The following is a 20,438-nucleotide window of genomic DNA, read 5'->3' as shown; positions in this document are numbered from 1 at the left end:
ACAGCGACCGTATCAAGGAGGATCAATTGAGAGGGCGACAGCAAAGGTCGCGCCACAGGCTGAGTCGCAAGGGTAGAGGTGTCGCGGGCCTGGTGCTGGGTGCGCTTGTCTCGGTCTCGTTCGCGGCGACGCCCTCGCACGCTGCCGAGGACGAGCTCAACGAGGGTCTGGTGCACCACTTCGCCCTCGACGAGACCGGTGGGACGACGCTGGTCAACTCGGGTAGCGCGGGCTCGGCGGCGAACGCCACGCTCGTGCATCCGGAGAAGGCGACCTTGACCGGCGATGGAGTCAGGTTCAACCCCGACTCCTACGAGGGCGCCCTCGACGGTGCGTACGTGGCGCTGCCGAACAACATCACCGCCGGCATGTCGAACCTCACCGTCGACTATGACGTGTGGATCGACCCGGCGAACGTCGGCGAGCACCAGATGTGGGGCTTCGGCGCGAAGTCGGGCTCATGCGACGTCGACACCGGCGCCCAGGGCTCCATCTTCGCGTCGAACACCCAGCGGTTCCGCGTCGCGGTGGGTTCGGCGAACCTCCAGCAGAACCGCGTCCGGATGACCGAGGGAGCCTGGACGCACGTCACTTACACGCAGTCGCTGAACCCGAACGGCACGAGCTGGACCGGCACGCTTTACCTCGACGGCGTGCAGCACGCGACGGCAACGAACCTGACCACGCCGCCGTCGGTGAACGCCGCGGGGACCAACTGCAACTTCCTCGCTCGCTCGCAGACGTCGGGCCACTACTCGTTCCGCGGAACGATCCGGGACTTCCGGGTCTACGACCGGGCAGTCAGCCTCGACGAGACGCTCGCCCTGGCGAAGAAGACCGTCTCCGATGGCGTTCGCGCCGACGCCGCCGCCATCGACCTCGGCCTGACCAGTGCGATCGTACGCGACATCGTTCTGCCCAAGGTGGGCTCCGTGGCGGGCTCGACCATCACGTGGACGAGTTCGGACCCGTCGGTCGTCGAGGTCTACACCCCGCCAGCCGTCGCCAGCGCACGCAAGGTCGCGGTGATCGGCAAGATCACCCGGCCCGCGCAGGGGCAGCCCGACGCGACAGCCACGCTCACGGCGACTGTCCGCAAGGGCGCCCAAGAGGTCACCACACGGGAGATCCCCATTGTGGTGAAGGCCCAGTTCAACGACGCGCAGGCGGTCGACCGTGACACGTTCGACCTGACCCTGCACGCCACCGACGACGTGCGCGGAAACATCAACCTTCCTGCCACCGGCGAGTTCGGATCCACGATCACCTGGAAGTCGACCTCCGACCTCGTCACCCCGACGGGTAAGGTGACCCGCCCGGCCTTCGGCCGTGCGGATGTCGAGGCCGTCCTGACGGCGACCATCACCAAGGGCTCGGCCTCGAAGACGAAGTCGTTCCCGGTGACCATCACCGCCATGCCCCGTTCCGAGGAGTACGAGCGGTACTTCCTGGGGTACTTCAAGGGCGAGGGGATCGCCGACGGCGAGCAGATCATGTTCGCGACGTCCAACGGAAACACCGCCCTGGACTGGACCGGTCTGACCGGAGGCCGGCCGTCGCTCATCTCCCAGCTGGGCGACCAGGGCCTTCGTGACCCGCACATCGTCCGCTCACCCGACGGCGACACGTTCTACATGATCGCCACCGACCTGAACTGGTACGACCAGGGCGGATACGCCATCAACGACACCCAGTACATCGAGGTGTTCGAGTCACACGACCTCGTGCACTGGACTCCTCAGCGGCATGTGAAAGTCGCGCCCGACAACGCGGGCAACGCCTTCGCACCCGAGTCGCTGTGGGTCGAGGAGATCGGCGCCTACGCCGTGTTCTGGGCACAGTCGCTGTGGAACGACCCCGTGAACCGCACCGGTCAGGGGAACGCGCAGATGTGGTACACCACGACGCGCGACTTCCAGACGTTCTCCGCTCCCAAGGTCTGGCAGAACCCGGCCCCTCTGTCGCGGATCGACACGACCGCGATCCGGGTCGGTGACCACTACTACCGCGTGACCAAGAACGAGGCCGGCAACCAGGGCTCGGACATCTTCTCGGAGAAGCACACCGACTTCCTGGACAGCAACATCAACAACTGGACGTTGGTCGCTCCGGCTCTGGGGCGCACGACGTGGGTCGCCAACCAGGGGTACGAAGGGCCGATCATCTTCAAGGCCAACCCCGGTGACACCTCCTGCCCCGGCCAGTTCTACCTCTGGGGTGACCGGTACACGAACGGTGGTGGCTACCAGGCCGCGTGCCACGACAACATCGAGGCTCCGACCTGGAACGCCAAGCCGCTCACGATGACCAACGCGGGCGTCGTGCGTCCGCGTCACGGCACCGTGATCCCGCTCACCCTCCGCGAGTGGAACGACATCCGCAAGATCCCGAACAGCGACGTCACGACCACCACGAAGGTGGCTGTCGAGCCGTACGCGAGCGGGGCCCAGACGACCACGGCCACCGCCACGGTCAAGGCGGCCGACGGGTTCGAGACCGGCGGTCAGGTGCGGTTCAGCATCGGCTCGTGGTCGAAGACCGCCTACCTGAAGGACGGCGCGGCCACGGTCACGCTGCCGACGGGTCTGCCCGCGGGTGCCCAGACGCTCAAGGCCGAGTACCTCGGCGTCGACTACCTGAAGGCGTCGGAAGCTGCGGCGTCGTTCACGGTGCCGGTCGCTCCGGAGCTCGCGCTGACCGTGACCGCCACCGCCCGCTGCGTGGGCACCACGGCGTACGTGGCCGTGACCGCGGTCAACAAGGCCGCCGTGCCGGCGAACGTGACGCTGACCACCCCCTACGGTTCGAAGGCCGTGGCCGGCGTCGCCCAAGGCAAGCAGGCCTACCAGTCCTTCAACACCAGGGCCGGGCAGATCGCCACGGGCACGGCGACCGTGACGGCGACCGCGACGATCGATGGCCGGCAGGTCACCTCGACCTACGATTCCTCCTACACCGCCATCAACTGCGCCTAACCCGACCGGCCACGGCGCATTCCCGCTACTGACCCGGGGCCGGTCGCGTACCGGTCGGCCCCGTCCCCCTAGATCGATGTCGCATGAAGACCCGGTGACCGGAACAATCCACACCGATCACCGGGTCGCGACGATCCCCCATAGCGCGTCGCAGCAGAGCGGCGTCGCAGGCATCCGCAGAGCTCCCGATCATGCCGCGTTGCTGGAACTCGGATGTTGGTCGCTCCGGCTCTGGGGCGCACGACGTGGGTCGCCAACCAGGGGTACGAAGGGCCGATCATCTTCAAGGCCAACCCCGGTGACACCTCCTGCCCCGGCCAGTTCTACCTCTGGGGTGACCGGTACACGAACGGTGGTGGCTACCAGGCCGCGTGCCACGACAACATCGAGGCTCCGACCTGGAACGCCAAGCCGCTCACGATGACCAACGCGGGCGTCGTGCGTCCGCGTCACGGCACCGTGATCCCGCTCACCCTCCGCGAGTGGAACGACATCCGCAAGATCCCGAACAGCGACGTCACGACCACCACGAAGGTGGCTGTCGAGCCGTACGCGAGCGGGGCCCAGACGACCACGGCCACCGCCACGGTCAAGGCGGCCGACGGGTTCGAGACCGGCGGTCAGGTGCGGTTCAGCATCGGCTCGTGGTCGAAGACCGCCTACCTGAAGGACGGCGCGGCCACGGTCACGCTGCCGACGGGTCTGCCCGCGGGTGCCCAGACGCTCAAGGCCGAGTACCTCGGCGTCGACTACCTGAAGGCGTCGGAAGGTACGCGTCGGTCGAGGTGCCCTCCGGCCCGGCCGCCGTCAAGGTCAAGGCGAAGACCGCGCCGGCGTCGGTTGTCCGCGGGGACACATTCAAGCTGAACGTCACTGTTGGGCCGGCGGGCGCGCAGAAGAAGGACGCTCCGACCCCGACCGGCGAGGTCACCGTCACCTTCGGCGGCACCGAGCAGGTCGTGTCACTGGCGGACGGCGAGGCCGCCGTCACACTGCGGACCGCCGATCTGCAGCGCGGGGTCTACCCGGTCCACGTTGCCTACTCCGGCAACCCGACCTACCAGCCCCACGCCGCCGACCACCAGAAGTTGACGGTGCGGTAGCCGGCAGGTGGCGGGCTCGGCCCGCCAGGAACGGCCCGGGCGGGCCGGCGAGCTCACCCTCGTCGGCCCGCCCAGTTGTTGTGGGGGATCCTAGAGACGAGCCTGTGTCCGACAGCATGGCGTCGACCAAGGCGTCGGCCCCGTTGCCGGTGCTGTCGATGATGCCGACACCGGCGACCCCGACGACCCGCCGCTTCGGGGTGTTTCTACGGCACCGAAGGACTGCGAATGACCCAGCAGACCTACGCCGGGCGGCTCAAGACGTGAGCCGGCTGGGAGGAGCCGTCAGCAGCGGTTCACTGACCGCTCGGCCTCCTGACTGTGCGGCCGGGACGTCCCTCGGCGTCCGGGCTGTGGTCAGCCACAGGCCGGTGAACACGGCGCAGGCCAGCGTCGCGGCACCGGCCGCGAGGAAGGCGCTGTTGAGGCCGGATTCGAAGGAGGCGCCGCCGGACTCCCGCGTGTGGACGATCGCCCCGAGCACCGCCACGCCGAGCACCGCGCCGATCTGCCGGGTGGTGCTGCTGACGCCCGAGGCGAGGCCGCCCTCCTGCGGGCTGACCGCCTGGATGGCGGCCCCGGTCAGCGGCGACATGGTGAGAGCGAACCCGATGCCGACGACCGCCAGCCGCCACCACACGTTGCCGTAGCCGGTATCGGCGTGGACGAAGCCCAGCGCCAGCAGCCCCAGCCCGGCCAGGGCCAGACCGATGCCGACGACGGCGCGGAAGCCGTACCTGGCCGCGTACCGGCCCGCGTACGGGCTGACGATCACCATGGCCAGCGAGACGGGCAGGGTCCGTAGCCCGGCGACCAGGATCGAAGTGCCCTGAACGTAGACGAAGAACTGGGAGAAGAAGAACGACGACCCCATCAGCGCGAACCCGACCACGACCATCGCCGTGTTGGACACCGTGAACAGCCGCTGACGAAACAGCCGCAGCGGCAGCATCGGCGTCGGCACACGACCCTCGACCACGACGAACGCGGACAGGAACACCAGCCCGGCGGCGAAGCTGCCCAGGATCACCGGCGAAGTCCACCCTCGGGATCCGCCCTCGATCAGGCCGTAGGTCACAGCGCCAACGCCCGCGACGGACCGGACCGTGCCGGGGACGTCGATCGGCGGTGCGCCCGGGTTGCGGGACTCTCCCAGCACGCGCAGCCCTGCCAGTAGCAGAACCACCCCGATGGGCACGTTGACCAGGAAGATGGCGGGCCAGCCGAAGGACTCCACCAGGATCCCGCCCGCCAGCGGTCCTGCGGCCAGGCCGATGCCGCTGAACCCGGCCCACAACCCGATCGCTCTGACGCGCTCCCTCGGAGCGGGGTACGCGGCGGCGAGCAGTGCCAGTGAGGCGGGGCTCAGCGCCGCGGCCCCGACGCCCTGCAGCACCCGCCCGGCGATCAGCCAGCCCATCGAGGGCGCGAGCGAACACACCACGGACGCGGCCGTGAACACCACCACCCCGGCCAGGAACACCCGCCTGCGGCCGAACCGGTCGGCGAAGACGCCGCCCGACAGCAGCAGCATGGCCACCAGCAGCACGTAGGCGTCGACGATCCACTGCAGGCCGGTCAGCCCGGTGTGAAGCCGCTCCTGCATGTCGGGCAGGGCGGCGCCGACGATCGTGTTGTCGAGCAGCACCATGAACTGACCTGCGCAGGTCAGGGTGAGCAACGCTTTCACGTACATCCTTCCTAAAGCAGTCGATGACTGCGTTTAGGGAGACTCTAACGCAAGTCTGGACTGCGTTAAGGTGAGGGTATGGATGAGCAGGGGCGAGCCAGGCGGCCCGGCGGACGCAGCGCCCGGGTCCGCGCTGCGGTGCACCAGGCCGTTACCGACCTGGTCAGCGAGCGCGGCTACGGAAACTTCACCATCGGCGACATCGCGGCCCGCGCGGGCGTGGCCGACACCAGCCTCTACCGCCGCTGGGGCAACCTCCAGGCCCTGCTCGGCGATGTGCTGCTGACCCGGCTCAACGCACAGGCGCCGATGCCCGACACCGGCAGCCTGGCCGGCGATCTGCGCACCTACGCCGCCATCGTGGCCCGCGAGGTCACCGGACCCGACGGCCTGGCGTTGGTGCGACTGACCGTCTCACTGACAGGCGAGGGTCAGCAGGGCCTTCAGGCGCGCGACGAACTCCTGGCCGACCGCACCAGGCAGTTGCAGGCCATGCTCGACCGCGCCCGCGAGCGCGGCGAGGACCCGCCTGAGGCGCTGGAGGTGCTGGACCATCTCCTTGCGCCGATCTACATGCGCGTCCTGTTCGGCGCGGTCCCGCTCACCCCTGACTACCTCGACGGGCTGGTCGACCGGTTGCTCGCCTGATCCAGCCCGTCGAGCTGTGGGACAGCAGCTACCTGTCGACCACCGTCGACGAGCTACGCGCCCAGGGCGTCCCGGTCAAGGACGTCGCCCGGCTCAGCCCCCCTCGCCCACGCCCACCTCAAGTGCCTGGGCACCACGCCATCGCCTCCTGCGGTCGCACCTGAACTGCGGGAATCGTGTTCGACGTGGATTTCGGGTGCGCCACCGGCGTTCCTCCGGCGCCTGCTCAACACGACCGGCCTGATTCAGTCGTTCGAGATACGTGAGACGTTGGAGCAGGCCAACCGGTCCAGGTCACTCTTGCCGCCCGGCCCGACCACCAGCAACGCCTCGATGCGGGCACGGCCCTCAACGCCCAGCCGCCGCCAGACCGTCCGGACGATCTGCCCGTTGACCTGGCCGCGGATCGTCGGCTCCATGCTGTCCATTCTGTGGGACGCCGGCGACCTCGGCGGTGACCTCACGCCATCTGCGCACTGCCGTTCCCGCGGCCCGCGCCGGTCACCCCGCCTGCCCGTACGCTTCGTTCGGCCTCGTCGATGGCCCAGGCGGCGTTGATGAGCCCGATGTGGCTGAACGCCTGCGGGAAGTTGCCGAGCAGCTCGCCGCTCCCGGGGTCGACCTCCTCCGCCAGCAGGCCCACGTCGTTGGCGTACGCGGCGGCTCGCTCGAATGCCTCCCTGGCCCGGCCGATCTGCCCGGACATGGCGAGCGCCTGCGCCAGCCAGAACGAGCACAGCAGGAAGGTGCCCTCCTCGCCGGCGAGGCCGTCGATGCCGTCCCCGGTGCGGTAACGGTAGACCAGGCCCTGGTCGTCGGTGAGCCGCTCCGCGACCGCGTCGATCGTGGCCAGCACCCGCGGGTCGCCGGCGGGCAGGAAGCCGATGATCGGCACCATGAGGGCGCTGGCGTCCAGCTCGTCGGAGCCGAAGGCCTGCGTGAACGCCCCCACCCGGTCGTTCCAGCCCTCGCGCAGCAGAGTGTCGCGGATCTCGGCCCGGGTCCGCCGCCAGGACTCCACATGATCCTGCGCCCGTAGGAGGCCGGCGAGGGCGATGCCGCGATCCAGCGCCACCCAGCACATCAGCTTGGAATACAGGAAGTCGCGTGGCTCCCCGCGTATCTCCCAGATGCCCTGGTCCTTTTCCGTCCAGCGTTCGGCGGCGGTGTCGGCACAGGCGATGAGGAAGCGCCGGACGTCGTCGTCGATGTCGCCGATCTGGTGTTCGAGGCGCATGGCCGCATCGAGCAACTCGCCGTACACGTCGATCTGCCGCTGGTTCCACGCGTCGTTTCCGACGCGTACCGGTCGGCTGCCACGCCAGCCGCGCAGGTGCGGAAGGGTCCGCTCGGTCAGGTCGTGCTCGCCGCGGACGCCGAACATGATCTGCAGCGCGCGGTCCTTGTCCAGGGATGGGGCTGCGGTGGTGAGGAAGGCGAAGAAGTCGCTCGCCTCGTCGGGGCAGGCCGCGACCCACAGGGCGCCCATGGTCAGTGACGCGTCCCGTACCCAGGTGTACCGGTAGTCCCAGTTGCGCTCGCCACCGGCCCATTCGGGTAGCGATGTCGTGGCGGCCGCGACGATCGCGCCGCTGGGCTGGAAGGACAGCGCCTGCAGCACCCGCCCGCTGTGGTGCACCAGGTCGTGCCACGGGCCGTCGTAGGCCTGGTGGAGGCTGGACCACGACTGCCAGGCGACGATCGTGTCGTCCAGCCGGGCCGCCAGTTCCGCCTGGTCCCACACCCGCGCGGGTGTCTCCTGCAGGGTCGAGCGGTGCATCCCGAAGTGCCGTGTCTCGCCCTCTCTCACCGTGAACACGCCGTATCCGCTGCAGTCGCCGATACCGAGGGGGACCGGCGTGGTCAGCACGAGCCACTCGGCGCCGCCGCGGGCGGTCACACCGCCGTCGACGACGGACAGGGTGGGGTAGATCAGGCCGTATTCCGGCCGGGGCCGGTATTCGATCTCCATCGGCACCTCGCCGTGGAGGCCGGACACCCGTCGGGCGAGCAGGTGCGGCACACCGACGCCGAGCCGGTGGCCGCCGTCGTCCGGTCCGGTGAGCAGGGCGTCGGTGAGAACGACCGTGCCGCTCCCGGTGTGGAAGGTGGTCTCCAGCACCATTGTCTGCGGTAGGTAGCGGCGCGTCGTCTCGTACGGAACGGCGGGGCGGATCGCCCAGTGCCCAGCCTCGTCGTCCAGCAGGCGGGCGAAGACGGACGGCCTGTCGAACCAGGGGAAGCACAGCCACTCGGCCGATCCGTCCCGGCTGATCAGGCCGGCGGAATGACGATCGGACACCAACGCGAGGTCGGCGATGGGCGTGGTGCTCATCAGCGCCCGATACCCGGAGAAGACGACGATGTTACGCACGGGCCGGAAAATCGCGGTAAAGGCATGAAAATGGAGCGCTCGCCCGCCCGAGATCACACGTTTCTCAAGCGGCACCCGATTGGCGCATCACCCTCCCGTACGCGGGCACGCCAATATGAGTCGCTGCCCCCGCCGCGGCCTTGCCATGCCGGGAAGGTCGCGTACAAGGGTATGGAAGCGACACTGAGACGCTCCCGGGAATGAGATCGTCTAACGCGGCCCTCGAGAAGACCAGGTCGATCTCATCGTGTCCTAAAAACATCGGGATTCCCTCAACCCGGACGACCTGTCGCTGATCGTTTCTGGCGATCCGCCCTCGCATGAGCCTTGACCCAGCCCAGCGCCATGTCGAGGGCGAGCACGAAGGGCTGTTCGTCCTGCATGGTCTCCGCGAGCAGATAACCGCCCTGCAGCGCCGCGACCACCTCGAGGGCGAGGTCCTCCGCGGCGACCTCGGAGCTCAGTTCACCGCTCTCCTGCAGGCGAGCGAAGGCGCTCGCCAGATCGCCTGTCCACGTGGCGAAGGCGCCCGAAAGCTTACGGCGAGCAGAATCGGAGCGGCCGGCGAGCTCGTTGGCCAGTGAGCCGATCGGGCATCGGTAGCCGCCCTTGCCCAGGCCTGCGACCAGCGCGTCACGCCACTTCTCGAGCTCCTGCATCGTGCACAGCTGCTCAAGCATCTGCTTCTGATCGGAGAGCACGCGGTTCGCCTGTGCTGCGATCACTTCGGCGACCAGCGCCTCTTTGTCGGGAAAGTAGTGATATAGCTGTGACTTGCTGACGCCGCAGGTGCCCACCACCTGATCCAGAGTCGTCGCCGCGACCCCTTGCCTGTGCATCAAGTCCGCGGTGGTCGCGACGATGCGTTCGCGAGTAGCTGCGCCGCGCGCGGTACGTCGCGGAGGATCTTTCTCCGACCCTCGACCAGCCATGATGCCAAACCTATACCTGCAGGCATGTGAACCGAACCAGCCCGCGCATACCTCGGGTGGTCCTACGGACTGCGAGCGGGCGCTCCCTCGCGGCCCGAGGACAACGGGTGGACCTGGGCGTCACCGTGCTCGAAGGTGATGTTGGCGAGGGACTCCTCGGCGGCGGTGCGCCGGGCGAGCTCGGCCGAACGGACCCGGCCGCGCATGTGCGCGGCGATCTGCGCCGGGCCGCGCCAGGCCCTGAGCTACCGGCGCTCGGCGGCTTGCAGGGAGTCCGCGGCCGTCAGCAAGGAGGCTCCAAGAAGCACGACGTCCTTCACCAGGAACTGCCCCGCGAGAGACAGCTTCGGTTCCCCGTGTGTCTCCTGCCACGCCTCGGGCGTCGTAGCCAGGAAGCTGAGAGTGGTGGCGAACATGCCGACAGCGGCGAGGCTGCCGAGGGCTGACGCTCTCGGCGCAAGGGGTTTCGCTCCGATCAGCGAGCCCACGACGATCTCAGTGACGCCGAGCAATCTAGCGACCTTCTTCTCCCCCAATCTGGCGATAAGCCACGCGAGCGGGGGGCTTGAGGTCACGAGGGGACGAATGTTCTCTACCTCGTAGTCTTCAAATTTTATTCGCCCGATCTCCAGAAGGTTGATTACGAGTCCATATCGAATGGTCGCAATCCCCATGCTATGCACTAATTTTCCGATGCGGCATATCTTCATGAAGTCCCCGCCTACCGCGTCGGCTATATCGCTCCGTGCAGGACTCGGAACATCAGCCAACGCCAAGCATCAGGTCATGCTTCACCATCGGTGTCGAGGCCACCGCCGAACACTGCTGCGTGGTGGCAACGACCACGCGGACGGGCCGTGTCCGCGGCGCCGCCCACCACGCTACCTCTCCTCGGCATCGTCCGAATGGGCCGAGTGGTTCAACACCGCCCGTCTGCACTCCCCCGGCACCATCCCGTCGGGTGAGTACGAAGCCCTCTACTACGCTCAACACCACCCGGCGGACCCGCTGCGACCAACCCCTGAGGTCACCACCGAAGCCGGGACGGTTCACCCGACCCTCCAGGTCGCCGGATGTCATGGCGGTTCCCCCCTCACCCCGAGTTGTCAGGGACGAACGCGGATGATCGTCTTCCCCGTGATCCGCTCGGTCGGATTCACGGCCGCGACGGCATCGTCGAGGGTTGCGATGGTGCCGATGTTCGTCCGTAGCCGTCCGTCACGCACCCGCCGGACGATCTCACCCAGTTGGGCACGATCGGCCTCGACAACAAAGTCGACCGCCAGGCCGTCCACAGGCCGCGCCTCGGGCGGCCCGACGATGGACACCAGCGTTCCTCCGGCTCGAACCAGACCCGCGGACCGCTTCTGGATGTCTCCGCCGATGACATCGAAAACCAGATCGACGCCGCCGACGTCTTCCAGCGCGTCGTTTTCAAGGTCGACGAACTCCATCGCGCCGAAGTCGAGCGCCTTCTCACGGTCGGCGGCGCGTCCGGTGCCGATGACGTACGCACCGAACTCACGCGCGAGCTGCATCACCATCGACCCGACTGCGCCGGCCGCGCCGTGAACGAGCACGCTCTGCCCCGCCTGAAGGCGACCGTGCTCGAACAGTCCCTGCCACGCGGTCAGCCCCGAAATCGGCAGGCTCGCGCCCACCGTGAAGTCGACGTCGCCCGGGAGCGGCGCGAGGTTGCGTGCCTCGACGGCCACATACTCCGCCAGGGTGCCGTCGCGATGCCAGTCCGTGAGGCCGAACACCCGTTGCCCCACCGACAGCCCCGTCGTGCCATAGCCGAGGGCGGTGACCACTCCGGCCAGCTCGTGCCCGGGGATCGACGGTGTTCGGTCACGGTCGCGGCGATCGGTCCAGGTCGAGGGCCACGCCATCTCAGTCGGGACGAAGCCCGACGCATGAACCTCAACGACGACGTCGTTTATCGCTGCCGGCGGCTCGGGCCGCTCCACCAGCGTCATCCCGGCCGTCCCCGCAGCCTGGTCCGTCACCACGATCGCTTTCATGGGAATCGTCTCCTCGGTATTTGTCTCTTTGGTGCGCGTGTCTCTCACGGACGAACGCGGTGATCATCCGTCCGCTGATCCGCTCGGTCCGATCGAAGGCCGCGACGGCATCGTCGAGGTTTGCGACGGTGCCGATGTTCGTCCCAGGTGGACGCGTGCGGTCCGGCGATCTCATCTGCTCACGAGCGTTCCTTCGTCTGTCCCGTTTGGTTCTCATCAGGGAGACGAGGTGGCCTCTCGGGTTGTGACAGCTCAGACGTGAGAAAGCTTGTCCGGGTTGATGACCCTGCGATACGCGGTGATCAGACCGTTGGTGATCTGCAGCGTGTCCACGGAGTAGACACGACCCTCCCGGTGGCACACCAGAACGAGCTCGCCGCCGACCTCGACAAGGTCGATGCGGTCCGGACGCCACCGGCGGCCCACCCGCACCATCACCTCAGCGACGCGTTCACCACCGTAGACGGGCTTGCGCATCGCGGCGACCTTGCCGCCGCCATCGGTGACGTAGACGGCGTCGGGATGCAGCAACCTGACCAGACCAGCAAGATCCCCGGCCTCGTAGGCGGTGCGAAAGACCGTGAGCACACGTTCACGCTCCGCCTTCGACGCCTGTGGCGAAGACCGCTTCGCGTTGGCCACCCGCCGCCGCGCCCGCGAGGCCAACTGCCGGGCACCCGGCACGGAGACGTCCAGCACTTCGGCGATCCGGACGAACTCGAGACCGAAGACATCGTGCAGGACGAAGGCCACCCGCTCCAGCGGGCTCAACTCCTCCATGATCAGGAGCATCGCCGAGCCGACGGACTCGTCGACGAGGACCGGCTCGGATGCGTCCGGCCCCGTCAACAGCGGTTCCGGCAGCCACGGCCCGACATAGGTCTCCCGGCGGAAACGGGCACTCTTGAGAATGTCGTACGACCGCCGTGCGGCCACCGTCACCAGCCAGGCCCGCAGATCACCGATGTCCTGCAGATCTGTTCCGGCCGCCCGCAACCACACGTCCTGGGTCACGTCCTCGGCATCGGCCACACTGCCCAGCAGCCGGTAGGCCACGCCGAAGACCGCGGGCCGATGCCTCTCCCATCCGGCTCCGAGCGTGTCCTCGTGCTCAGACCATCCAGGCGCGTTCTCGTTGCCCATACAGATCGCGACCTCCCTCAGCTTGCACATTCAGCGTAGTTATCCGAGCACGGCACGCCGCGGGGGAAGCCGCCGGCCGGGTCGGCCCCGAAGGCCCCGGCCGCCGGAAGGCTCAGGCCGTCGACGGCCAGCAGGCGGGAGCCCCGTCGCGGCCGTGGGCCCGAAAGCAGGCCCACGGCGCTCCCTCCGGCCGGGGCCGGTCCCTCACCGGCCCTTCACCCCCTCCTGGAACGGGACGCCCCCGGATCGCCACGCCTCCGGAGATTTGGGGCAAGATTGTCCCGGCAGCGCTTCCGAGGGAGCAGCGCGCCCGGCTGCGGGGGATTCCGCTCGCCGATCGCGTTCCGGTCGAGGAGTGGCAGCCGGAGGACGAACCGCGCTCCGCGGGGGGAGTCCTCGATTTTGAGGGTTCCGCGATGGGCGTGGGCGATTTCGCGGGAGATCGCCAGCCCCAGTCCGGTGCCGCCGGTGTCCCGGCGCCGCCCCTCGTCCAGGCGGGTGAATCGCTCGAAGACCCGCTCGCGGTCGGCGGGTGCGATGCCGTTCCCGTCGTCGGTCACCGCGACGACCGCCCGGCCGTCGGCGGATCCGACGCAGACCGTGACGGCGGTCGCCGCATGGCGTCGCGCGTTGCTCAGCAGGTTGCCCACCAGCCGGATCAGCTGGATCCGCGAGCCGTGCACCCACACGTCTCCTGCCGTGTAGACCTCCACCGGCGTGCCGCCGGAGTGAGCGTCGACCTCCTCGCAAACCAGCGCTGCGAGGTCGATCGGCTCGTGCGGCGCGGGTTGCCCCCCGCGTAGCCGGGTCATCGTCAGCAGGTCCTGCACGATCTCCTCCAGGCGGCCGGTGGCCGACAGCGCTCCCCGGATGGTGTCCCGGGGATCGACGTGATCGGGGTGGAGCAGTGCTTCCTCCAGTTGCACCCGCAGCCCGGCGATCGGTGTCCTGAGCTCGTGGGAGGTGACGGAGGCGAGCCGGTCCTGCTGCTCCACCGGGCGCAGTGCCCGGCCCATGATCCACCACATGAGGCGGCCGCCCAGCAGGACGATGAGGAGTGCGGCCCCCGCGATGAGGTATTCGAGGCGGTGTGTCGCGGTAAGGGGCGGCTCGACTGTCCCGGCGTAGACGACGGAGGCGTCGGGGGCCGGTGACACCCGGTTGGCCATGAGCAGGACGCACCGCTCGCCCGGCCCGCACTCCACGCGCCGCTGGAGCCGGTCGTGGGGCGAGGGCCGGAACGTGCTCAGCCGCGGCCGCCCCGTCGCGCCCGGGGTGGCGTCCACGACCCTGCCCTGCGCGTCCACCACCTGGACGAGGTCGACGGTGCCGGTGACGGAGGCGGGGCGCGGCAGCACGCCGCCGCGCACCTGCGCGCTCCACTGGGCGGCGACCTGCTCGGCGTCGAAGAACACCTGGTCCTGGATCCTGTATCGGATCGCCAGGTCCAGGCTCACGCCGCCCAGGATCGTGAGCAGGAGCAACAGAATTGTCGCCGCTGTCGTGTAGCGCGCCTGCATCGAGTGCAGAGACGGCATCGGTCTCACCATTCTCCTGCCGCACCCCGTGGACCACCACCAAGGGCAAATTGGACGGTTTCGTCCACTTTGGGTCAATTGTCCGACTGTGTCAAATCGGTGACAGGCGCCCTGACCTGGGCTTTCTCCTGGTCCAGCGCCATGTCGAAGGCGACCAGGAAGGGCCGTTCGTCCTGCACGATCTCGGCGAGCAGGTAGCCGCCCCGCAGAGCGGCGATGACCGCGACGGCGAGTCGCCGGAATTCGCGCCGGGTCGAGTTCGCCGCTCTCCCGCATGCGGGCGAGACCGTCCGCGAGCAATCCCTGCCACCAGGCGTTCGTAGCGGCATGCGAGCTCGTCGGCCAGCGTGCCAATGGGGCATATGTAGGGCTCGTCGCAGCGCTCGCGAGCGGCCACGTGGCGCGCGGTGAGCCTCGGAGAATCCTCCTTCGGCCCTCGAACGGCCATGGGACAGCCCCACGTTCGGAGGCGGGAGCCCGCCGGAGCCGTGCCGGAGGACAGTCTTGACAACTCCCGACATATCACCACAAACTGGACGAAATCGTCCAGTTCTCCGCCGGGATCATCCGACGGCCGCACGCGCGGTCCCGGTCACGCCGGTGTGGGGGACGGTCGGCAGCACGCCGGGCGACACCGCGCTCGACGGCCTGCGCCCGCGGGCCGCGAACTCGACTCCCCGACAGTACGGCCAGTGGTGAGCAGGAGTGCGGTCATGGCAGTGATCTTTCGTGGCGGCAACGGACACGTACGGGCACTCGCCGGCTGCCTGCGGAGGATCCGCGTCGGGCGGGTCACCGGCGCACTCCTGATCGGGGTCCCGTCGGCCTTGAAGGCGCGGCGAGCGGGGGACGGGTCACTGCGGGCGCTGGCGTCCATCCGCCTCGAACTGGACGCCATCAACCTCAAGGAGGCGAGCACCGGGGTCTCCGAGACAGGCGGGGGCGAGGAGGTTGCCCGGCTCGCTCGGGCCGTCAACAGGACGTTGGAACGGCTGCGCGAGGCCGACGATCGAGCCGAACGCGCCCGGGAGCGGCAGCGGCAGTTCGCCGCAGACGCCTCGCACGAGCTGTGCACCCCCATCGCGGCACTGCGCATGCGGTTGGAGGAGGCGCAACTGCATCCGGACGAGATCGATCTGGACGACCTCCTCGGTCACACGTTGCGTGATCTGGACCGGGTGCAGGCCATCGTCACCGACCTGCTCCTCCTGACCCGTCTGGGGACCGCGCCTCGGAGAGCGGAGCGGGTGAACCTCACGGCGCTGGTCCGGGCGGAGGCCGCCCGGCAGGTGGACGGGCCCCGCACGCACCTCCGGCTCGATCCCGGGGTGATCGTCGACGGTGATCCCGAGCAGATCATCCGGATGCTCGGCAACCTGCTCGACAACGCCCGGCGGCACGCCAGGCGCACGATACGGATCGGCCTGCGCCGCACGAGTGACGGCGCCGAGCTGACGGTCGCCGACGACGGAGAGGGCATTCCCCTGGCCGACCGCGAGCGGATCTTTTACCGTTTCGTGCGGTTGGACACCGCCCGCAGCCGGGACAGAGGAGGCGCCGGCCTCGGCCTGGCCGTCGCTCACGCCATCGCCTCCGAGCATCACGGCAGCCTCCACGTCGAGGAATGCGCATGGGGCGGAGCGTGCTTCGTCCTGCGGATGCCGCTCTCGCCGGGTCGCGGTCCGGAAGCGTGATCCATTGCGGTCACGTCAGGGAGCGCAGGGTCCTCGTCGACGGCTGAGTGACCGCCGAGCTGCGGGGAGACGGCGCCGTCATCCTCGGCTGTCCGTCGGTGGTAGCCCCAGTACGGTGATCGACCACTGCCGGCCTGGACTGAGCGGGTGCTGCGCCGGCCGACCTGTGAACGGCGTGGCTGAGGCGCTCAACGCCACCGTGAAGCGGGAGACCCTCCAGGGCACCAGGTGCCGGCCCGCCGCCCGAGCGGCCCGCCTGGCGGTCTTCGCCAACGGTTGCGGTCGTAGGTGAAGGCGATCTTCTTGCCCGGATCCTTTGTCGGGTGCAGCGCCCACGGTGAGCGCCACCACCCGCTTCCGGGCAGCCGGCCCCGGGACCTCCCAGGCGGCGGCATTCACCGTCACCCCCCGGCCCGGCCTCCTACGACGCCACCGCGCCCACCGGCAGTGGTCTGGAGCTATGCTGCGGCGTCGTCTCGCCGCGGGGTGCTGCCCGCCTGGCAGGGGGTTGCGGCGATGCGCTGCCGTTGACCGGGAGAACGCCCGGGCGAGGACGCTCTGGGGGGCGGCGGTAAGAGCGGCGGGATCAGCTTTCCTGCTGCGCGTCGATCTCGGTGATCAGAGCCTGGACGCGGGTTCTGATCTCGTCGCGGATCGGACGGACGGCCTCAACGCCCTTGCCGGCGGGGTCGTCCAGGGCCCAGTCGAGGTACTTCTTGCCCGGGAAGATCGGGCAGGCATCCCCGCAGCCCATGGTGATGACGTAGTCGGAGGCCTGCACCGCCTCGGAGGTGAGCACCTTGGGGGTCTGGCCGGAGATGTCGATGCCGACCTCCTTCATCGCCGCCACGGCGGCCGGGTTGATGCGCTCGGCGGGCAGCGACCCGGCGGAGCGGACCTCGATGCGGTCGCCGGCCAGGTGGGAGAGGAATCCGGCGGCCATCTGGGAGCGGCCGGCGTTGTGCACGCAGACGAACAGCACGGACGCGACAGGAGCGGTCGTGGGCATCTTCTTTTCTTTCTTGCCGATAGCGGTGGGGGGGTCAGGCCGGGGGCAGGGTGGCGAGCAGGCCGGTGACTCGCGCGTCGACCGCGTCGCGCTGCCGCCCTGACAAGACACCCCGTCGACGGCACGGGGTGCCGCTCCGGTGAGTCCGGAGCAGCCCCGCCGCATACAGGCCCAGGCTGTGGTTCTCAGGCGGGGGCGGCGCCGGTCAGCAGCCGGCCCATCCCGGCCAGCACGCTCGGCTCGACCCGGTAGTACACCCACGTGCCCCGCCGCTCGGAGGCCAGCAGACCGGCCTCCTTCAGCTTTTTCAAGTGGTGGGAGACGGTCGGCTGGGACACCCCGACATCGGAGATGTCGCATACGCACGCCTCGCCGCCGGGCGCGGAGGCGACCGCGGAGAACAGGCGCAGCCGCACCGGGTCGCTGAGCGCTTTGAACATCGCCGCCGTCCGCTCGGCTTCCGCGGCCGTGAACGTGCGTTCGGTGAGCGGCGGGCAGCACGGCGCCGCCGCATCGGGCTCCAGCACCGGCAGTGTCCGCGTATTCGACATGCATCTATGTTGACACACATCGAACCAACACGTGAGGGCCAACCCAGTCCACCCGGGGCGGCTGCAGGCCGGTCAGCGGCGCAGGCGGGCGGGCGGCGCGGGCGGCGTCCCGGCCCACGTCAGATGGTGGGGCTGCGGCGTTCGATCATGAGGACGTCGCGCCAGACGCCGTGATGGCGGCCGACGCGTTCGCGGGTGCCGAGGACGCGGAAGCCGGCCGCCTGGTGCAGGGCCAGGCTGGCCGTGTTCTCGGGGAACACGCCGGACTGGATGGTCCAGATGCCGGCGTCCTCGCTGGCGGTGACGAAGGCGTTCAGAAGGGCACGCCCCAGGCCCCGGGAACCGTAATCGGGGTGAACGTAAATGCTGTGTTCGACGACACCCGCGTAGACGGGACGGGCGGAGACGCGGGAGGCGGCCACCCAGGCGACCACCTGGCCCGCACGGGTGTCGGCGACGACGTACCGCAAATGGCCGAGGCGGGCGGAACTGAACGTCTCCCAGGTCGGGGCGGTGGTCTCGAAGCTCGCGTGGCCGGTGTCGAGGCCGAGCTGGTAGACGCTCAGAACCTGGTCGGCGTCCTCGGCCCGCATCGGGCGGATCTCGAAGCCGGGAGCGACGGGCGGCTTGGCGGCCTTGACGATGGCCGAGTGCACGCCGTCGCCGTGGTCGGCGGTGGGGGTGATGGTGATGCCGGTGAAGCCGGCGTCCAGGAGCAGGGTGCGATACTCGCCGACGGTCAGGGAACCGGCCGTGCAGCCGATGCGGGTCTCGGTGCGGCGGCGCAGGTCCTGGTCGGGGATGGCGTCCTCGGTGACGACGTCGCTGACGCCGAAGCGGCCGCCGGGGCGCAGGACGCGGAACGCCTCGGCCAGGGTGGCGGCCTTGTCATCGGACAGGTTGATGACGCAGTTGGAGATGACCACGTCGACCGTACGGCCGGGCAGGGGAACGTGCTCGATGGTGCCGTGCAGGAACTCGGTGTTGGTCGCGCCGGCCTGTGCGGCGTTGTCGCGGGCGAGGCTCAGCATGTCGGGGCTGGCGTCCAGCCCGTAGACCCTGCCGGTGGGGCCGACGCGGCGGGCGGACAGCAGGACGTCGATTCCGCCGCCGGAGCCGAGGTCGAGCACGACGTCGCCCTCGTGCAGGTCGGCGACGGCGACGGGGTTGCCGCAGCCCAGGCTGGCGCGCAGGGCGCCGTCGGGCAGGGCGGCGGTGTCGTCGTAACCGGCGGCGCCGACGCAGCCCTCGCCGAAGGAGGCGGAGTCGTGGCCGGACCGGCCGGTCATCGCGGTCCTGGCGAACCTGGAGTAGCGGTCGACGATCTCATCGTGAGCCACGGCGGCCTCCTTCACGCGCGGACGGGTGCGGCGGCGAGCCCAGGTCGCCCCCGACTTCACCTCATCCTGCCGCGGCGGGGATCCGGTAGGTGGGACGCGGGTAGCCGGGCTTGAACGAAGGGACGCCGGCACTCTGTACGGCCGATGTGCCGGTGGCGGCGGACACCACCTCCACCGCCTCGGCCACCGCGGCGTCGAGCTCGGCGGGCTCGCACGCGACGCGGGCGTTGAGCCGTGCCTCCGCACCGGTGAACGTCCTCCCCACCGCGGCGTCCACGGTCGGCTCGGCACCGCCGGCGGTCACGCTCACCTTGCTCAGGTCACCGGCGGACTCGAGGCTGACCTTCACGTGGCCGATCATCCAGCCGTTGCGGGCGGCGGTCGCGGACAGGTGCTCCAGCAGCGCACGGGCCCAGGTGTCCGGGTCGAAGCCCTCCGCCGCCGTCACGTCCAAACTGAGGTTCAGCCACGCCAGCGCGGCCTCGGCGTTGGCGTAGCGGTCGTAGTCGATGTCAAGACCGCGCCCGACGGGCTGCGAACCCAGCCAGAGGGACACCAGTTGTTCCAGCCCCTCGCCGGTTTTCGCCGAGTAGCCGAGCACGGTGGCCGTGGGGTACCGCTCGCGCAGATCCGCGGTGATGGCGGCGGTCTCCGCCGCGTCGAGCAGGTCGATCTTGTTGAGCGCGATCACGTCGGCTTCCTGTAACTGCTTGCCGAACAGGTAGGACATGTCCGACTCCGTGTCGTCCAGCGGCAACGAGGTACGGAGCGCGTCAAGCCTTTCCGGTTCGACGACGACCAGGAGGGGAGCGGGCGTGAAACGTTCACCGTAGTGGGCGCTGAGCGGCCGGATGACGGTGGCCTGCAGATCGGTGCAACTACCCACCGCCTCGGCGAGCAGTGTGTCCACCTGGTGACCGTCGACCAGGCGCTGCGCGACGGTCAGCAGGTCTTCGAACCGGCAGCAGAAACAACCGCCCGTGACCTCGCCGGCCTCCGCGATCGCCGACTTGGCGAGCTGGGTGTCCACCAGTTCGGTGCCCTGGTCGTTGGTGATGACCGCGACCCTGCGGCCCTGCGACTGGAGATGTTTCGCGACCGCGACGAGAGTGGTGGTCTTGCCCGCCCCGAGAAAACCGCTCAAAGTCATGAAGGTGATCAACCGGCGTTCGCCTCACTTCTGGTAACGGTGCTCCGTACAGATATCGCCGCATGGCACGGCACGAGTGAGTATTCGCGTCACAGGGTGTCGAGGTGGTGTCAGTGATCCGCCATCCGCAGCCAGCTAACAGCGCCCGTTCCACGAGGTCAAGATCCTTGACGCCAGGAAACAAATGATTAACAATGCCGCGAGGCCGCGCCGGAAAGGGGTATTGATGACAATCAATACAGGTGCTACAATCATTGAAATCAATTT

The 20,438-nt window shown here is 69.1% G+C and carries 19 protein-coding genes; 5 read left to right on the top strand and 14 right to left on the bottom strand.

What is annotated here, in order from left to right; genetic code table 11:
• The first annotated feature begins 92 nt into the window (after window positions 1-92).
• The 3 genes from ACQPZZ_RS16690 (at window position 93) to ACQPZZ_RS16680 (ending at window position 4,078) form a co-directional block, all read left to right on the top strand.
• Complete coding sequence (locus ACQPZZ_RS16690) at window positions 93-2,975, top strand: immunoglobulin-like domain-containing protein (protein WP_432933027.1); 2,883 nt, start codon at window positions 93-95, stop codon at window positions 2,973-2,975.
• Window positions 2,976-3,188: 213 nt separating this feature from the next.
• Window positions 3,189-3,842: a hypothetical protein gene (locus ACQPZZ_RS16685; protein WP_432933026.1), complete on the top strand. Its 654-nt coding sequence runs from the start codon at window positions 3,189-3,191 to the stop codon at window positions 3,840-3,842.
• Window positions 3,761-4,078 (top strand): Ig-like domain-containing protein, encoded by a 318-nt coding sequence (locus ACQPZZ_RS16680; protein ID WP_432933024.1) that lies wholly within the window; start codon window positions 3,761-3,763, stop codon window positions 4,076-4,078. The genes ACQPZZ_RS16685 and ACQPZZ_RS16680 overlap by 82 nt, the downstream gene beginning before the upstream one ends.
• A gap of 256 nt (window positions 4,079-4,334) precedes the next feature.
• Here ACQPZZ_RS16680 and ACQPZZ_RS16675 read toward each other — a convergent pair whose 3' ends face one another.
• Window positions 4,335-5,768: an MFS transporter gene (locus tag ACQPZZ_RS16675; protein WP_432933022.1), complete on the bottom strand. Its 1,434-nt coding sequence runs from the start codon at window positions 5,766-5,768 to the stop codon at window positions 4,335-4,337.
• A gap of 78 nt (window positions 5,769-5,846) precedes the next feature.
• On the opposite strand from ACQPZZ_RS16675, the gene ACQPZZ_RS16670 reads away from it, so the two are divergent.
• Window positions 5,847-6,416, top strand: a complete 570-nt coding sequence (locus ACQPZZ_RS16670) for a TetR/AcrR family transcriptional regulator (protein ID WP_432933020.1) — start codon at window positions 5,847-5,849, stop codon at window positions 6,414-6,416.
• 245 nt (window positions 6,417-6,661) lie between these two features.
• Here ACQPZZ_RS16670 and ACQPZZ_RS16665 read toward each other — a convergent pair whose 3' ends face one another.
• The 9 genes from ACQPZZ_RS16665 to ACQPZZ_RS16625 form a co-directional block, all read right to left on the bottom strand.
• Window positions 6,662-6,835, bottom strand: a complete 174-nt coding sequence (locus ACQPZZ_RS16665) for a hypothetical protein (protein WP_432933018.1) — start codon at window positions 6,833-6,835, stop codon at window positions 6,662-6,664.
• 41 nt (window positions 6,836-6,876) lie between these two features.
• Complete coding sequence (locus ACQPZZ_RS16660; RefSeq protein WP_432933017.1) at window positions 6,877-8,790, bottom strand: glycoside hydrolase family 15 protein; 1,914 nt, start codon at window positions 8,788-8,790, stop codon at window positions 6,877-6,879.
• Window positions 8,791-9,062: 272 nt separating this feature from the next.
• A complete protein-coding gene (locus ACQPZZ_RS16655; protein ID WP_432933015.1) occupies window positions 9,063-9,722 on the bottom strand; it encodes a TetR/AcrR family transcriptional regulator in 660 nt (219 codons plus the stop codon).
• Between the two features lie 62 nt (window positions 9,723-9,784).
• Entirely contained in the window at window positions 9,785-9,928 is a 144-nt protein-coding gene (locus ACQPZZ_RS16650) for a hypothetical protein (protein WP_432933013.1), read from the bottom strand.
• Between the two features lie 39 nt (window positions 9,929-9,967).
• Entirely contained in the window at window positions 9,968-10,432 is a 465-nt protein-coding gene (locus ACQPZZ_RS16645; protein WP_432934423.1) for a YkgB family protein, read from the bottom strand.
• Window positions 10,433-10,828: 396 nt separating this feature from the next.
• Window positions 10,829-11,746: an NADP-dependent oxidoreductase gene (locus ACQPZZ_RS16640; protein WP_432933012.1), complete on the bottom strand. Its 918-nt coding sequence runs from the start codon at window positions 11,744-11,746 to the stop codon at window positions 10,829-10,831.
• Between the two features lie 252 nt (window positions 11,747-11,998).
• Entirely contained in the window at window positions 11,999-12,889 is an 891-nt protein-coding gene (gene sigJ / locus ACQPZZ_RS16635; RefSeq protein WP_432934421.1) for an RNA polymerase sigma factor SigJ, read from the bottom strand.
• A gap of 215 nt (window positions 12,890-13,104) precedes the next feature.
• Window positions 13,105-14,427: a sensor histidine kinase gene (locus tag ACQPZZ_RS16630; RefSeq protein ID WP_432933010.1), complete on the bottom strand. Its 1,323-nt coding sequence runs from the start codon at window positions 14,425-14,427 to the stop codon at window positions 13,105-13,107.
• 74 nt (window positions 14,428-14,501) lie between these two features.
• The gene (locus ACQPZZ_RS16625; protein ID WP_432933008.1) at window positions 14,502-14,756 is read right to left on the bottom strand and encodes a hypothetical protein; all 255 of its coding nucleotides are present in this window, start codon (window positions 14,754-14,756) and stop codon (window positions 14,502-14,504) included.
• Between the two features lie 384 nt (window positions 14,757-15,140).
• On the opposite strand from ACQPZZ_RS16625, the gene ACQPZZ_RS16620 reads away from it, so the two are divergent.
• The gene (locus ACQPZZ_RS16620) at window positions 15,141-16,121 is read left to right on the top strand and encodes a sensor histidine kinase (RefSeq protein ID WP_432933006.1); all 981 of its coding nucleotides are present in this window, start codon (window positions 15,141-15,143) and stop codon (window positions 16,119-16,121) included.
• Between the two features lie 586 nt (window positions 16,122-16,707).
• Here ACQPZZ_RS16620 and ACQPZZ_RS16615 read toward each other — a convergent pair.
• From ACQPZZ_RS16615 to ACQPZZ_RS16600, 4 genes are all read right to left on the bottom strand, one after another.
• On the bottom strand, window positions 16,708-17,130 hold the full coding sequence (locus ACQPZZ_RS16615) for an arsenate reductase ArsC (RefSeq protein ID WP_432933004.1): 423 nt from the start codon (window positions 17,128-17,130) through the stop codon (window positions 16,708-16,710).
• Window positions 17,131-17,315: 185 nt separating this feature from the next.
• Window positions 17,316-17,681: an ArsR/SmtB family transcription factor gene (locus tag ACQPZZ_RS16610; RefSeq protein WP_432933002.1), complete on the bottom strand. Its 366-nt coding sequence runs from the start codon at window positions 17,679-17,681 to the stop codon at window positions 17,316-17,318.
• A gap of 119 nt (window positions 17,682-17,800) precedes the next feature.
• Entirely contained in the window at window positions 17,801-19,021 is a 1,221-nt protein-coding gene (locus ACQPZZ_RS16605; RefSeq protein WP_432933000.1) for a GNAT family N-acetyltransferase, read from the bottom strand.
• A 61-nt stretch (window positions 19,022-19,082) separates the two neighbouring features.
• Window positions 19,083-20,183, bottom strand: a complete 1,101-nt coding sequence (locus ACQPZZ_RS16600; protein WP_432932998.1) for a GTP-binding protein — start codon at window positions 20,181-20,183, stop codon at window positions 19,083-19,085.
• Between the last annotated feature and the right edge of the window lie 255 nt (window positions 20,184-20,438).

The organism is Microbispora sp. CA-135349, from assembly GCF_050947365.1.
Classification (GTDB): Bacteria; Actinomycetota; Actinomycetes; order Streptosporangiales; family Streptosporangiaceae; genus Microbispora.
Note: the sequence above shows the minus strand (reverse complement) of the source record. Positions and strands in the feature narration are given on the sequence as shown.

Coding starts and splice junctions, on each gene's coding strand:
- ACQPZZ_RS16685 (WP_432933026.1), top strand. CDS start 3,189: ATGTTGGTCGCTCCGGCTCTGGGGCGCACGACGTGGGTCGCCAACCAG.
- ACQPZZ_RS16670 (WP_432933020.1), top strand. CDS start 5,847: ATGGATGAGCAGGGGCGAGCCAGGCGGCCCGGCGGACGCAGCGCCCGG.
- ACQPZZ_RS16665 (WP_432933018.1), bottom strand. CDS start 6,835: ATGGAGCCGACGATCCGCGGCCAGGTCAACGGGCAGATCGTCCGGACG.
- ACQPZZ_RS16655 (WP_432933015.1), bottom strand. CDS start 9,722: ATGGCTGGTCGAGGGTCGGAGAAAGATCCTCCGCGACGTACCGCGCGC.
- ACQPZZ_RS16650 (WP_432933013.1), bottom strand. CDS start 9,928: ATGCGCGGCCGGGTCCGTTCGGCCGAGCTCGCCCGGCGCACCGCCGCC.
- ACQPZZ_RS16645 (WP_432934423.1), bottom strand. CDS start 10,432: ATGAAGATATGCCGCATCGGAAAATTAGTGCATAGCATGGGGATTGCG.
- ACQPZZ_RS16640 (WP_432933012.1), bottom strand. CDS start 11,746: ATGAAAGCGATCGTGGTGACGGACCAGGCTGCGGGGACGGCCGGGATG.
- sigJ (WP_432934421.1), bottom strand. CDS start 12,889: ATGGGCAACGAGAACGCGCCTGGATGGTCTGAGCACGAGGACACGCTC.
- ACQPZZ_RS16630 (WP_432933010.1), bottom strand. CDS start 14,427: ATGCCGTCTCTGCACTCGATGCAGGCGCGCTACACGACAGCGGCGACA.
- ACQPZZ_RS16625 (WP_432933008.1), bottom strand. CDS start 14,756: ATGCCGCTACGAACGCCTGGTGGCAGGGATTGCTCGCGGACGGTCTCG.
- ACQPZZ_RS16620 (WP_432933006.1), top strand. CDS start 15,141: ATGGCAGTGATCTTTCGTGGCGGCAACGGACACGTACGGGCACTCGCC.
- ACQPZZ_RS16615 (WP_432933004.1), bottom strand. CDS start 17,130: ATGCCCACGACCGCTCCTGTCGCGTCCGTGCTGTTCGTCTGCGTGCAC.
- ACQPZZ_RS16610 (WP_432933002.1), bottom strand. CDS start 17,681: ATGTCGAATACGCGGACACTGCCGGTGCTGGAGCCCGATGCGGCGGCG.